15 protein-coding genes and 1 tRNA gene are annotated in these 13,409 nt (G+C 36.6%); all 16 read left to right on the plus strand.

Annotated elements, in window-relative coordinates; genetic code table 11:
• Nucleotides 1-20: 20 nt before the first annotated feature.
• The 16 genes from LBD46_07325 to LBD46_07400 all read left to right on the plus strand — a co-directional run bounded on the left by LBD46_07325 (nucleotide 21) and on the right by LBD46_07400 (nucleotide 13,289).
• A complete protein-coding gene (locus LBD46_07325) occupies nucleotides 21-563 on the plus strand; it encodes a hypothetical protein (GenBank protein ID MDR2426967.1) in 543 nt (180 codons plus the stop codon).
• On the plus strand, nucleotides 563-1,057 hold the full coding sequence (def, locus tag LBD46_07330) for a peptide deformylase (protein MDR2426968.1): 495 nt from the start codon (nucleotides 563-565) through the stop codon (nucleotides 1,055-1,057). Before LBD46_07325 ends, def begins: the two co-directional genes overlap by 1 nt.
• A gap of 32 nt (nucleotides 1,058-1,089) precedes the next feature.
• Nucleotides 1,090-1,162, plus strand: a tRNA-Arg gene (locus LBD46_07335).
• A 39-nt stretch (nucleotides 1,163-1,201) separates the two neighbouring features.
• Entirely contained in the window at nucleotides 1,202-1,648 is a 447-nt protein-coding gene (gene dtd / locus LBD46_07340; GenBank protein MDR2426969.1) for a D-tyrosyl-tRNA(Tyr) deacylase, read from the plus strand.
• The gene (locus LBD46_07345; protein ID MDR2426970.1) at nucleotides 1,645-2,526 is read left to right on the plus strand and encodes a radical SAM protein; all 882 of its coding nucleotides are present in this window, start codon (nucleotides 1,645-1,647) and stop codon (nucleotides 2,524-2,526) included. Before dtd ends, LBD46_07345 begins: the two co-directional genes overlap by 4 nt.
• Entirely contained in the window at nucleotides 2,523-3,311 is a 789-nt protein-coding gene (gene amrB, locus LBD46_07350; GenBank protein MDR2426971.1) for an AmmeMemoRadiSam system protein B, read from the plus strand. Before LBD46_07345 ends, amrB begins: the two co-directional genes overlap by 4 nt.
• A gap of 19 nt (nucleotides 3,312-3,330) precedes the next feature.
• Nucleotides 3,331-3,666 carry a hypothetical protein gene (locus LBD46_07355; protein MDR2426972.1) on the plus strand — a complete coding sequence of 112 codons (336 nt, stop codon included), beginning with the start codon at nucleotides 3,331-3,333 and terminating at the stop codon, nucleotides 3,664-3,666.
• Nucleotides 3,653-4,336: an NAD(P)H-hydrate epimerase gene (locus LBD46_07360; GenBank protein MDR2426973.1), complete on the plus strand. Its 684-nt coding sequence runs from the start codon at nucleotides 3,653-3,655 to the stop codon at nucleotides 4,334-4,336. The genes LBD46_07355 and LBD46_07360 overlap by 14 nt, the downstream gene beginning before the upstream one ends.
• On the plus strand, nucleotides 4,323-5,627 hold the full coding sequence (locus tag LBD46_07365) for an insulinase family protein (GenBank protein ID MDR2426974.1): 1,305 nt from the start codon (nucleotides 4,323-4,325) through the stop codon (nucleotides 5,625-5,627). Before LBD46_07360 ends, LBD46_07365 begins: the two co-directional genes overlap by 14 nt.
• Before the next feature lies 1 nt (nucleotide 5,628).
• The gene (locus tag LBD46_07370; protein MDR2426975.1) at nucleotides 5,629-6,918 is read left to right on the plus strand and encodes an insulinase family protein; all 1,290 of its coding nucleotides are present in this window, start codon (nucleotides 5,629-5,631) and stop codon (nucleotides 6,916-6,918) included.
• Nucleotides 6,908-8,521 (plus strand): peptide-binding protein, encoded by a 1,614-nt coding sequence (locus LBD46_07375; GenBank protein MDR2426976.1) that lies wholly within the window; start codon nucleotides 6,908-6,910, stop codon nucleotides 8,519-8,521. The genes LBD46_07370 and LBD46_07375 overlap by 11 nt, the downstream gene beginning before the upstream one ends.
• 2 nt (nucleotides 8,522-8,523) lie before the next feature.
• The gene (locus LBD46_07380; GenBank protein MDR2426977.1) at nucleotides 8,524-9,495 is read left to right on the plus strand and encodes an ABC transporter permease; all 972 of its coding nucleotides are present in this window, start codon (nucleotides 8,524-8,526) and stop codon (nucleotides 9,493-9,495) included.
• A complete protein-coding gene (locus LBD46_07385) occupies nucleotides 9,492-10,313 on the plus strand; it encodes an ABC transporter permease (protein ID MDR2426978.1) in 822 nt (273 codons plus the stop codon). The genes LBD46_07380 and LBD46_07385 overlap by 4 nt, the downstream gene beginning before the upstream one ends.
• A complete protein-coding gene (locus LBD46_07390; GenBank protein ID MDR2426979.1) occupies nucleotides 10,313-11,089 on the plus strand; it encodes an ABC transporter ATP-binding protein in 777 nt (258 codons plus the stop codon). Before LBD46_07385 ends, LBD46_07390 begins: the two co-directional genes overlap by 1 nt.
• Nucleotides 11,090-11,839 (plus strand): dipeptide/oligopeptide/nickel ABC transporter ATP-binding protein, encoded by a 750-nt coding sequence (locus tag LBD46_07395; GenBank protein ID MDR2426980.1) that lies wholly within the window; start codon nucleotides 11,090-11,092, stop codon nucleotides 11,837-11,839.
• A 1-nt stretch (nucleotide 11,840) separates the two neighbouring features.
• Complete coding sequence (locus LBD46_07400; protein ID MDR2426981.1) at nucleotides 11,841-13,289, plus strand: HD domain-containing protein; 1,449 nt, start codon at nucleotides 11,841-11,843, stop codon at nucleotides 13,287-13,289.
• Nucleotides 13,290-13,409 lie beyond the last annotated feature (120 nt).

Below are 13,409 nucleotides of genomic sequence, written 5' to 3' on the forward strand. Positions count from 1 at the left end.
GTGTAGTTTAGGAGGTAATTATGTCAAAATACATTTCTTTGACGGCAATAGGCAAAGACAAACCCGGTCTTGTAAGCACGATCGCAAAAGTATTATATGAATATAAATGCAATATAGAAGAGTCAACAATGACGATTCTTCACGGCCAATTCGCGATGATACTTATACTAAGCTTTCCTCAAGATACAAATATAAAGAGTCTATATTCCACACTTCAAAAGTCGGCTAAGTCACTTGGAATGTCTTTCTCGTATACGCCGCTTTTGTCGTTTACGCCGAAAAAACAAAAATCTTCCGCGGCGTATATAATATCTGTTTATGGTGCGGACAAACCGGGTATAGTTTATAATTTAAGTTCTTTTCTTGTACAATATAAAATAAATATCACGGACGTGCAGACAACTTTATCCAAAAGCAAAGGCAAAAAGACTTATATTATGATTATTGAAGTGGAAATTCCCAAAAAGGTATCCGTGGAAAAAATTAAAAATAGACTTTCGGATTTGGCGCAATATCTCAATGTCGCGGTATCGGTCAACCGGGCGGAATCGGCAGAGATATAGTGGCTATTTTAGACATAATAACTATTCCGGATTCTTTGCTTAAACAGGTATCGTTTCCAGTAAACGATATTACCGAAGATATTTGCGAACTTGCGGAAAATATGCGTCTGACCATGCTTGCCCACAAAGGCTGCGTAGGAATTGCCGCCGTTCAGGTAGGCTTTTTGACAAGGATTATAATAGTTGACGTTTCGCTCAGTGAAAAGTCTCATAGAAGTTCAGGAACATTAATCATGATAAATCCACAGATAACTTATTCTTCGGGAAAAATAAGTTCCAGAGAAGGCTGTCTGAGTGTTCCTGACTTTATAGGAAACGTCATGAGAAAAAAGAAAATAGAAGTCGATTATATGGATTTGGACGGACAAAAGAGACATTTAAAAACCGATGGTTATGAAGCGGTCTGCATACAGCACGAAATAGACCATTTGGATGGAAAAGTTTTTCTCGACAGAGTAACATCTTTAAAAACAGATATTTTTAGAAGACAGTGAAAAATATCTGTCTGCAATACATTGATTTTTGTACGCCTATAGCTTAATTGGATAGAGCACCGGCCTCCGGAGCCGGTGATTCCGGTTCAAGTCCGGATAGGCGTGAATTAAAATATATTTGTGTTTGTCTTTTTCAAATTATAAATGAAAACGGTTATTCAGAGAGTTAAAAAAGCTTCTGTTAGAATAGAAAGCGGGGAAAAAAGAGAGATTGCCGAAGGGTTGGTTATTCTGGCTGCTTTCGGAAAAAATGATACGCAGCAAATATGCTGCAAAATTTTTGATAAAATAATGAATCTCAGGATATTTTCAAACGACTGCGGGAAATTTGATTACTCTCTGCATGATATAAAAGGCGATCTTTTAATTATTTCCCAATTCACGCTTTATGGAAATTGTAAAAAAGGCAAAAGACCGGATTTTAATGAAGCAGCTTCTTATGAGCATGGGAAAAAACTTTACGAAAAATTTTTAAGTATCGCAAAAAGTTCGGGACTTAAAGTTGAAAATGGCGAGTTCGGTGCCGATATGCTTGTTGAAATACATAATGACGGTCCTGTTACAATAATCGTAGATTCGGAAAACATATGAATATTGAAGTAAAAATTGAAAAGCTTTACTCCATGATGGATAAATGCGAAATATGTCCCAGAAAATGCGGAGTAAACAGAAACGGCAGACAGACGGGTATTTGCAAAACTGGAAATAAAATTTTAATTTCAAGTTATAATGTTCATATGGGTGAGGAACCGCCCATTACGGGCAAGAATGGTTCGGGTACAATTTTTTTTACGAACTGTACTTTAAAATGTGTTTTTTGTCAGAACTACCCCATAAGCCAGATGGGAAACGGCAAAGAAGTTTCTGTTGTAGAGCTTGCGGATATAATGATTGAACTGCAAAATGAGGGAGTTCATAATATAAATTTTGTTACGCCTACTCATTACAGTCCCCAAATATCTGAAGCGGTTTGCAAGGCAAGAAACAAAGGTTTGAAAGTTCCGATAGTTTTTAATTGCAGCGGTTACGAAAGGGTTGAGGTTATAAAATTGCTTGAAGATATAGTTGACATTTATCTTCCAGACATAAAATATTCAGATAATAAAACGGCGTTAAAATACAGCGGCATAAAAGATTATGTCGAAGTAAACCGTGCGGCACTGAAGGAAATGGTAAGACAGAAAGGTCTTTTAAAAATTAATAATGATGCAATAGCCGAAAGCGGAGTTTTAATCAGGCATATGGTATTGCCGGGAAATGTTGAGAATACAAAAAAATCTTTGGAATTTATAGCTAATGAACTTTCACCGCAGACTTTTATAAGTCTTATGTCTCAATATCACCCTGCTTATAAGTCTTATGATTACAAGGAACTGTCAAGAATTATTACGGCAGATGAATATGAAGAAGCTCTTGTTTGTATTGAAAAATTAAATTTTGAAAATGGTTGGCAACAGGAACAGCAATGAAAAGAACAATGCGTTTTGGAAATTGGTATCCAAACAATGAGGAAGAAATAAAAAGATATATCCCCGAAGTCAAAGACAAAAAAAATGCTGTGGGAATAGTGTCACCTCATGCAGGCTGGATATATTCGGGAAAAACCGCAGGAATTACTTTTGCAAGCTGCGATATTTGCGAAACGTATGTGATACTTTGCCCCAGCCATACCGGACTTGGCAGCGAAATAGCGGTTTATCCTTCGGGAACATGGGAAACGCCTACGGGTGATTTAGAAATTGACTATGAACTTGCAAAACTTATAGTTCAAAATTCAAAGTATGCAGAATTTGACGATACGGCGCATGCTATGGAACATTCCATAGAGGTTCAGCTTCCTTTTATCAAAGCCGTAAATCCCAAAGCCAAAATAGTTCCACTTTGTCTTATAGCGGCTGATTATAATAAATGCGCCGATTTGGCGCAGGCGATTTATAAGGCTTCATGCAGCCACACTGCAAAAATCTGTGTAACTGCTTCTACGGATATGAGTCATTATTCCAACGCCTCAATCGCTAAAATATGCGACGACTATGCGATAAAAGAAATTATGCGGCTTGATGGAAAGAGTTTATTGAAAGTCGTTGAGGAGAAAAATATAAGTATGTGCGGAGTATCTCCGACTGCTTCGATGCTTTTATATTCGAAATTAGCTGGTGCGCAAAAAGCGGAACTTTTAAAATATTCGAATTCCGGAGAAATAACCGGGGATTTCAGCGAAGTTGTTGGTTATGCTGGCATGGTAATTTATTGAGGCGGTAAGGTAAAAAATAATGTTTTGGAAATACGGTGTTGTAATAATGCTTAACACATTTTTGGGTCCAGGAATAGGACAGTTGATGCTCAAGAGATTTAAAAAAGGATTTATAATATTGGCGATAGCTTTGCTTTTGCTTGTAATAATGTCATTAATTTTGATTTTTTCTGTTGATTCTTCATCTGTTCCGTCAGATTTTGCTTCGATGAAAATATTTGCAAAAGAGCTGATAACTCAAAACGCGAGAAAACTTAAATTGATAAATTATGTGCTTATGATATTGTGGGCATATTCCTATGCCGACATAGTTATGAGTATAGTTGAAGAGCGTAACAAAAATGCGGCAAAATAAGAAAAATGATGTCTTTGTTACTGTTAAGCAAATGCGCGATATTGATGACAGGACGTCTGCTGAGTATGGAATTTCTTCGTTGATATTAATGGAAAACGCCGGTCAAGCCACGGCACGCGAAGCGCAAAAGGCGTTAAAAAAAATGAAAAATAGAAATGTTGCAGTTGTCTGTGGCAGTGGAAACAACGGCGGCGATGGATTTGTCGCTGCAAGATATCTGCTTGATAAAGGTTTTAATGTAAGCGTCGTAGTGACGAAATCTCCTGAGTTTTTTAAAGGAGACTGCAAAATAAATTTTGATATTTTGAAAAAACTTAATGCATATATTTCTTTTTCACATGCACATATAAAAAAAGCAGGGCTTATTATCGATGCCGTTTTAGGAACGGGCGTAAGCGGTACGGTTAAAGGTGCTGCGGCAAAAGTTATAAATGCTATAAATAAGGCAAAAGCTTATAAAATTTCCGTTGACATTCCTTCTGGAATGGATGGTGGAAGTGGCGAAATTGCCGGCAGCGTGGTCAATGCTGACAAAACGGTGACTTTTGCTTTTCCTAAGAAAGCTTTTAAAAATAAATCTGCACGGCAGTATACGGGAAAAATCACAGTTGCCGATATAGGTATTCCAAAAATTGTCTCAAAGGAAATAATGGAAAATGAAAAAAATTAAGATAAAAATATTATGTATGATAATGCTCTGCCTAATAGTTACAGGCGGCTGCATTTCAAAAGGAGCAAAAATAGTGAAATATGATAACGGACTTATTTCGATATTAAGAAGCGATAAGAACAATCTTGCCGCTTCCGTTGCGGTTTACGTGAGGGCCGGCGCCGTAGACGAAAAACCGAATCAGGCTGGACTTTCGCATTTTTTGGAACATTTAATGTTTAAAGGCAGCAAGAATTATCAGGGTGACGCACTCAGCCGCAAAGTCGAAAATATGGGTGGCTACATAAATGCGGCGACGTCAAACGAGTTTACGATGTATTATATAGATATACAAAAAGACGGCGTTGAAGAGTCGATAAAAATGCTTGCCGACACAATGCAAAACCCTCTTTTTCCACAAGATGAGATAAATAGAGAAAGAAAGGTCGTTATCGAAGAAATTCAGAGATATTTTGACAGACCTTTTGCCGTATTGCACGAATCGTTTTCTAAAAATGCGTATGAAAAAAGCGCTTTGGGAAATAGTGTTATAGGAAGCGAAGAAATCATAGCGGCGGTTACCAGAGATGAAATTTTTAATTATTATTCCGCTCATTATATACCTCAGAAAATGACAGTCGTAGTATGCGGAAATTTTGACGAAGATAAAATAAACGCTCTTATTGGAGAAACTTTTGGGAAATTTGAAAAAAAGCCTCTTCCCAATGAGCCAATGCTTTTGGAAGAAGCTCATAAAGGTAAAGAATTTGTTAAAAAAAGTAAAGTCGAAGTAGGATATATGATAACAGGTTTTTTAGGAGCTGATGCAAGTTCCGATGATATTTTTACTGCAGATATTGCCATGCACGTTTTGGGCGGCGGCAAATCTTCAAGACTTTACAGGGTTTTAAAAGAAGAAAAACAGCTTGTTTATTCGATAAGTTCTTCTTTCCAGATGATGAGAGGTACAGGATACGCTTACATAAGCGCTGTATTTGATGCGGCAAATTATGAAGAGATAAAAAAAGAGATAGACTCGCAGATACAAAATATCATCGATAACGGCATAACGCGGGAAGAATTGGACAGAGCAAAACTTTCCGTGAAAACAGGATGGAGTTTTTCTTTTGAAAAGCCTTTCAACATAGGTTATGTGTATGGCAGTTGGAATCTTATGGGAAGACCTGAAATTGCGGAAAAATTTTTATTTAAAATGAGCGCTTTAAAAACTTCGGACGCGCAGGAATTCTTAAAAAGATATTATAACAAAGATCGTGTCATAACAGCGGCTATGTTGCCGGAAGGCAAATAGTATGAAAAAAATTATATTTGCAATATCATTGTTTCTAATATCACAAGCCGCTTTTGGAGGACAAATGGAAGATTTTACGCTTAAAAATAACATAAAAGTAATATTTGACAAAACGAATGGAATAGGTGTTGTTTCGATGAAAGTGTTTACGCCTGCCGCCGTCGTGTTGGAAACGAAAGAAAACGCGGGAATATCTTTATTGGCGGCAAATCTCATGGTCAAATCCACAAAAAACCGTTCAAGCGATATTTTAGCGCGTGACGTTGACAATATAGGTGCCGACCTTTCCAATTTAGTAGATTATGATGCGCAATGCATAAGCATAAGCTTTTTATCGGAATATTTTGATGCATCCGCAGAAATTCTTGCTGACGTGATAAAAAACCCAGCTTTTGATGAAAATGAAATATATACTGAAAAAAGAGATATTGCGGCCGTACTTAACGCTAGAAAAGACAGCATATTTAGTACAGCGCTTGATAATTTTACCATTAATTTTTACAAAGACGCTCCATATGCTCTGACGGTTTTAGGAAGTGAAGAAAGTTTAAATAAGATTACGCGCAGTCAGCTTGAAGCATGGCATAAATATTCGTTTAATTCTTCAAATATTTTAATATCAGTTTCAGGAAACATAGATAAAAGAACTCTTAAGAATACGCTTGAAAAATATTTTGGCGATATAGAATCCGGAGAAAAATTTAAAGATGTGGATTTCAATGTGGGCGGTGGAGAAATAAAAACCATCGAAATAAAAGGCAAATTTAATCAGGCGTACATAATGAAAGGTTTTTTAGCGCCTGATTTGAAAGACAAAGATTACATATCTCTGAAGGTTACAGGAGCGGTTCTTGGAGGCAGAATGACAAGCAGGCTTTTTACGGAACTGAGAGAAAAGCTCGGTCTTGCTTATGAAGTCAGCGCAATTTATCCTTCAAGAACGCATAAAAGCTATTTTGTCATTTACATAGGTTTAGATAAAAAGAACATAGATATTACACTTAAAAGAATAGATGAAATATTGGAAGATTTGCGTAATAACGAGGTTGATGCACAGGAGCTGAAAGACACAAAAACGTATATAAAAGGGCTTTACATAATGGACAGACAGACCGTTGACAGAAAATCATATTATTACGGCTGGCGCGAAAGTGTAGGGCAAGGTTATGAGTATGACGATAAATATCTCGAAGAGATGGATAAAGTAAGTGGTAAAGACATTCTGAAAATTGCAAATAAAATATTCTCAAAGGATTCCCTGACTATAATAGTAAGGCCGGATGAAAAATAAATTAATTCCGTTTTTATTGTTGTTTTTGACTGCGTGTTCTTCCGACGGTTTGAATCAGAAACATGAAGCTGTGTCGTCAGATGATACGCCGATTTACGGGGATGCTTTTGTTACCGCCATAGGAAGCGACGCTTCTTTTTTAAATCCCATTCTTGCAACCGACACACCGAGCGGTTACGTCAATTCGATGATATTTAACGGATTGATAAAATATGACGAGAATTTAAATTTAACCTGTGATTTGGCGGAAAGTTTCGAAGTCTCCGAAGACGGACTTGTTATAACGTTCCGCCTGAAAAAAAATGTCAAATGGCATGATGGACGACCTTTTACAGCCAGAGACGTTAAATTTACCTACGACATTCTTATAGATTCCAACACAAAAACTCCTTACTCATCGGATTTTATGCTTATTGAAGAACTTAAAATAGTTGATGATTATACTGTAAAAGTTTATTATGAGCGGCCATTTGCGCCTAACCTTCAGAGCTGGGGAATGTCTATCGTGCCGGAACACGTTTTTAGAGGAATGGATTTTAATGAAGCTGCGGCCAACAGAAAACCCATAGGAACCGGGCCGTATAAATTTGAATCGTGGCAGACGGATCAAAAAATTGTTCTTACGGCAAATCCGGATTATTTTGAAGGCAGACCGTACATAAACAAATATATCATAAGAATAGTGCCTGACTCTTCGGTACAGTTTCTTGAACTCAGAAATGAGTCTCTTGATTTTGCAGGTTTGACGCCAGACCAATGGAATGCATATGACAGTTTTTTTAAACGTTATGACAAATACAGATACCCGACTTTTGCTTTTTCATTTTTGGGATTTAACCGTCTGCGTAAACCGTTTGGCGATAAAAGTTTTTTAAAAGCTGTCGGAATTGCAATAAATAAAAAAGATGTTATAGATGGAGTGCTTTTGGGAACTGGAACGGAAATAAACGGCATTTATCCTCCGCAAAGCTGGGCGTATAAAGATCTTCCGAAAAGCGAGTATAATCCGCAGAAAGCTTTGGAAATCCTAAATTCTATCGGATTTAAAGATGTTAATGGCGATGGGTATCTTGAATATAAAGGCAAGCCGTTTGATTTTACAATAACTACGAATCAGGGAAACAAACAAAGAGAGTTAAGTGCTGAAATCATTCAGCAGCATTTAAAAAAGATAGGCTTAAAAGTTAATATAAGAATTATAGAGTTTAGCACTTTTATAAACCAGTATATAGCCAAAAGAGAGTTTGATGCTGTTATTATAGGCTGGAGCACTACTCTTGACCCTGACCAGTATTTGCTTTGGCATTCAGGACAAACCGCTCCCAGACAATATAATTTTCTTTCATATAATAATGCAAGAGTCGACAAACTTCTGGAAGACGCCAGAACGACGTTTGACTTTGAAAAAAGAAAAAAAATGTATCATGAAATACAAGAGATTATGTACGAAGACCCTCCCTGCGTGTTTTTATATTGTTCTGACAGCTTGACAGCGTTGCATAAAAGGTTTCGCGGCGTGAAAGATTTTCCCATAGGTGTGGGCTACAATTTTATAGAATGGTGGACGCCAAAAAATGAAACAAAATATACATTTCGGGAATAACAATGTTCAATTATTTGATTAAACGTTTAATATACTCACTTCCGATTTTTTTAGGTATTACGATAATTACTTTTACAGTAATGTATACGACTCCTGGAAAACCGACGGATATGATTGCCGACTTTAATATTAAAGTTACAGCGGAAGCCAAAGAAAGACTTGTGAAACTTTACGGTCTTGACAAACCGCTGCACGAGCAGTATTGGAACTGGCTTAAACGCGTAGCCGTTCTTGATTTTGGAAACTCCTTTAAAGACGGAAGGGCTGCTTCCGAGAAAATTTTGGAAAGACTTCCAGCTACGGTTTTATTAAACGTTTTATCGATAATTGTAATGCTTGTCATCGCAGTGCCGATAGGCGTATATTCGGCCGTAAAACGATATTCGCTGTTTGACAGAATATTGACGGTTATCATTTTTGTGTGTTTTTCCGTGCCGGCTTTCTGGATTGCTTTGCTTCTTATGATAGTCGTCGGTTTGTGGCTCGGATGGCTGCCGATTTCTGGTTTGATTTCTTTTAATTTCGAAAATCTTTCATTTTTTTGCAAACTATGGGATTTGGCAAAACATCTGATTCTTCCTTTAATAGTTTCGACGCTCGGTTCTTTTGCCGTTCTTTCAAGGTATATACGTTCAGGAATGCTTGATGTGTTGAAGCAGGATTATATTAAAACGGCTTATGCAAAAGGTTTAAGCAAAAAGCAGGTTATTTTTAATCACGCGTTAAAAAACGTTTTGCTGCCGCTCATAACTATAATAGGGTTGTCGATTCCGGGTTTGATAGGCGGCAGTTTTATTATAGAAACAATTTTTTCCTATCCCGGAATGGGAAGGCTCGGATATGATGCCATTGTGGCAAGAGATTATCCTGTGATTATGGGTATTGGAGTAATATCGGCATTTTTAACACTTCTCGGAAATATTGTTGCGGACGTTTTATATTCCGTGGCGGACCCGAGGATAAGATACAAATGAAAAAAATATTGAAAAACAAGCCTGCGTTTTATGCCTTGATTTTGATTTTAATAATCATTATCGCGGCTGTTTTTGCTCCGTTTATTGTCCGCTGCGATCCTTCCGCACAGGATTTGTCAAACAGGCTTGCAGCTCCTTCGTCTGCACATTTGCTCGGAACGGATGATTTGGGCAGAGACGTGTTTTCCAGAATGGTTTATGGAGCCAGAGTATCAATATCCGTAGGGTTTTTTGCAGTGCTGATAACACTTTTTATAGGCGTTGTTTTAGGAATGATTTCCGGATATTTCGGCGGCTGGACTGACTCGATAATAATGCGTTTTACAGACATTATGCTTTGTTTTCCGACATTTTTTTTAATACTTATAGTAATAGCGTTTTTTGAGCCCAGCATTGTCAATGTTATGATTGTAATAGGGATAACTTCGTGGCCAGGACTTGCAAGAATAGTGCGCGCTGAAGTTCTGTCCGTAAGAGAACGGGAATTTGTTCTGGCTTCAAAAATGCTTGCAGTAAGCAAAATACGGCTGCTGTTTGTTCATATTCTCCCTAATGTAGTTTCCCCGATAATAGTTTATGCGGCAATAGGTATAGGTGGTGCAGTGTTGACTGAGTCCGGCCTTTCATTTTTAGGGCTTGGCGTGCAGCCTCCGATGTCTTCATGGGGACAGATTCTCATGCAGGGTAAAGATTACATATATGTGGCGTGGTGGCTTTCTTTGTTTCCAGGAATTATGATTTTACTTACAGTTTTGTCTTTTAACATGATAGGCGAATCCTTAAGAGATATTCTTGACCCGAAGGACAATAAAATATAATGGCTATCCTTTCCGTCAAAAATTTAAGCGTGGATTATAAAGCTTCTTTCGGTATTGTAAATGCCATAAAAAACGTGAGTTTTGATGTTGAAAAAGGTGAATCTTTTGTCATTGTAGGACGTTCTGGAAGCGGAAAAAGTACGGCTGCATCGGCTATAATGGATTTGACTGAATTTGACGGCGGAGAAATTAAATCTGGAAATATAATTTACGATGGCAAAGATCTTCTAAAATTGAGTTTTGGCAAAAAAAGACGGATAAGAGGAAAAAAAATATCGATGATTTTTCAAGACCCACAATCGTATTTGAATCCCGTTATAAGAATAGGAAAACAAATTTTTGAAGCTTATGAAACGCATAACCCCGGAGCTTTAAAAGGAGAAATCCGCAGAAAATCTGAAGAAGTTTTGAAGAAAGTCAAACTTGAAGACAGCGCGAGAATATTTGACTCTTATCCCCATCAATTGTCCGGAGGTCAAAAGCAGAGAATTTTGATAGCTATGGCGATAGTAAATAACCCCGAAATTTTGATAGCGGACGAGCCTACCACCGGTCTTGACGCCGCAGTACAAAAACAAATACTTGAATTAATTATGGAACTTAAAAACGGCATGGGACTTACGCTTATAATGATAACGCATAATATGCTTATAGCGAAAAAATATTCAGATAAGTTAGCAGTTATGCACAACGGTGAAATTGTCGAGTCAGGAAAAACGAACGAAATTTTTACAAATCCGCGTCACGAATACACGAAATTGTTAATAGGATATTAAATGCTTTTAGAAGTCATTAATTTGTCAAAAAAGTATGTTTCAAAAGAACTTTTTAAAGAGAATAATTTTCTTGCTCTTGACACTGTGGGTTTTTCTTTAAGCAAGGGGGAATATTTGTCTGTCATAGGCAGTTCCGGCTGTGGCAAAACTACACTTGGTAAAATCATCGCAGGTCTTTTGGAATATGATGCTGGAAGCGTTAAATATTTTGACAAAGATATAAAAGATTATTCGGTGACGGAACTTTCAGCGAAAGTGCAGATGATTTTCCAAAATCCGTATGCATCTTTAAATCCAAAATTGAGAATAAAATCGTCTCTTTCGGAAGCTTTAAACGATAAACAAAAAGAAAATGCCGAAGAAATTATATGCAAAGTTTTGGAAAGCGTCGGCTTGGATGTCAGAATTTTAAACAATTACCCTCATCAGTTTTCCGGAGGACAGAGGCAGAGAATTGCGGTTGCGCGTATATTGCTTAAAAATCCCCAACTTATAATAGCCGACGAACCTTTTGCGTCTCTTGACATTTATTCTCAAACTCAGATACTTGAAATTTTTAAAAACATAGAAAAAACATCTAAAACTTCCATGATATTGATTACACATGATATTGCGGCTGCGTCTCGTTTTGCCGAAAGAATGATTATTATGAAGAACGGGAAAATCGTCAAAGATTCTTCTTTCGAAAAGATTTTTAATGAAAAAGAAAATAAATACATATCAGATTTAATATCGGCAATGGAACTGTAAAATGGAGAATTTAATTAAAGCGCTTATATATTGTTCAAAAGGTTATGAAGTTTACGTGGTCGGCGGATTTGCCAGAGATTTGTATCTGAAACGCCGTCACAAAGATATTGATTTGGCTATCAGTAAAAGCGCTGAAAAGTTTTCAAAGAGAGCCGCTGCTTTTCTCGGAGCTAAGCTGGTCGTTCTTGATGATTTAAACAAAGTTTACAGAATAGTATTAAAAGATAAAAATGTGGCGGCGAATATTGATGTCTCTCTTTTTGACGGAAAAACAATAGAAGAAGATTTAAATAACAGGGATTTTACCATAAATGCGGTGGCTTTTAATATTGCTGATTTTAAAGATTATAAGAGCAAAATGATATTTGCTGATAAAAAATGTATTGCAGATTTAAAAAATAAAACAATCAACACTGTTTCAAAAAATATATTTAAAAAAGATCCTTTAAGGATGCTTCGCGCATTCAGGTTTGCAGCGGAGACGGGGTTTAGGATAACTCAGGAAACTTTAAAATTGATAAAGTTAAACACAAAACTCATAAAAAAATCGGCTGTGGAGAGAATAAAAAATGAGTTTTTCAGAATTTTATCCGCATCAAACGCTGCGGATATTTTGAAAATTATGGATAAAAGCGGGCTTCTTTCGGAGTTGTTTTGTGAAATTTCAAAAATGAAAAAGGCTTCTAAAAAATATTATTATCATCCGCGGGGATTATTTCAGCATTCATTTGAAACGATGGAAGCTGCGGAAAATATAATAAACAATCTAGAAAAATATTTTCCAGACAATTTTAAAGAGCTTGAAGAACACTTTTCTCGCAGGGAAACTTATTCTGAAAATGTTTCAAAAGTAAGCCTTTTAAAATTTTCCGCATTATTCCATGACATTGCAAAGCCTGAAACTGCCAAAAAAGAAGACAAAAAAATGCGTTTTTTCGGTCATGAACAGAAGGGAGCGGTAAAAATTGAAAAGATGATGAAAGCGTTAAAAATGGGCAAAAAAGAAATTTCCGATACCAAATTCCTCGTTGAAAATCATATGAGACCTTCGACTCTTACAAAAAACAATATAGTTACGAAAAAAGCGGCTTTGAAATTTTTTAGAGATATCGGAGAGAACACCCCAGATTTGCTTTTGCTTTCGATGGCAGACTGGCATTCTTATAAAAGATTGAAAGTTTTTGTTCCATCGGAATTGAAAATGCAGGAAAAGTCGGTGCGCAGGCTTATCCATGAATATTATGAAATAAAAAACGCCAAGCCTTTACCAAAACTTATCGACGGCAATATAGTAATGAAAAAGTTCAAATTAAAGCCAGGTCCATGGCTTAGAGATATTATTGAATTTGTCGCGCTGGCACAGCAGAACGGCAAGATTTCAAATAAAAAAGAAGCTCTAAATCTGATTTCTTTAAAAATTGTTTCCGTCAAAAAGAAATATAAAATTTAAATTTTCCTACCATTATAATGATTAAATATAAATATTCAGAAAGGAATAGTGAATATTTTACATTTGCTTTCGCAGACAACTTCAAGTCTTGTGTTAGTATGTTGAATCGTTTTAGTGAAA

The sequence above is a fragment of the Candidatus Endomicrobium procryptotermitis genome (genome assembly GCA_031279415.1).
Lineage (GTDB): Bacteria > Elusimicrobiota > Endomicrobiia > Endomicrobiales > Endomicrobiaceae > Endomicrobium_B > Endomicrobium_B procryptotermitis.

Coding starts and splice junctions, on each gene's coding strand:
- LBD46_07325 (MDR2426967.1), top strand. CDS start 21: ATGTCAAAATACATTTCTTTGACGGCAATAGGCAAAGACAAACCCGGT.
- dtd (MDR2426969.1), top strand. CDS start 1,202: ATGAAAACGGTTATTCAGAGAGTTAAAAAAGCTTCTGTTAGAATAGAA.
- LBD46_07345 (MDR2426970.1), top strand. CDS start 1,645: ATGAATATTGAAGTAAAAATTGAAAAGCTTTACTCCATGATGGATAAA.
- amrB (MDR2426971.1), top strand. CDS start 2,523: ATGAAAAGAACAATGCGTTTTGGAAATTGGTATCCAAACAATGAGGAA.
- LBD46_07355 (MDR2426972.1), top strand. CDS start 3,331: ATGTTTTGGAAATACGGTGTTGTAATAATGCTTAACACATTTTTGGGT.
- LBD46_07360 (MDR2426973.1), top strand. CDS start 3,653: ATGCGGCAAAATAAGAAAAATGATGTCTTTGTTACTGTTAAGCAAATG.
- LBD46_07365 (MDR2426974.1), top strand. CDS start 4,323: ATGAAAAAAATTAAGATAAAAATATTATGTATGATAATGCTCTGCCTA.
- LBD46_07370 (MDR2426975.1), top strand. CDS start 5,629: ATGAAAAAAATTATATTTGCAATATCATTGTTTCTAATATCACAAGCC.
- LBD46_07375 (MDR2426976.1), top strand. CDS start 6,908: ATGAAAAATAAATTAATTCCGTTTTTATTGTTGTTTTTGACTGCGTGT.
- LBD46_07380 (MDR2426977.1), top strand. CDS start 8,524: ATGTTCAATTATTTGATTAAACGTTTAATATACTCACTTCCGATTTTT.
- LBD46_07385 (MDR2426978.1), top strand. CDS start 9,492: ATGAAAAAAATATTGAAAAACAAGCCTGCGTTTTATGCCTTGATTTTG.
- LBD46_07390 (MDR2426979.1), top strand. CDS start 10,313: ATGGCTATCCTTTCCGTCAAAAATTTAAGCGTGGATTATAAAGCTTCT.
- LBD46_07395 (MDR2426980.1), top strand. CDS start 11,090: ATGCTTTTAGAAGTCATTAATTTGTCAAAAAAGTATGTTTCAAAAGAA.
- LBD46_07400 (MDR2426981.1), top strand. CDS start 11,841: ATGGAGAATTTAATTAAAGCGCTTATATATTGTTCAAAAGGTTATGAA.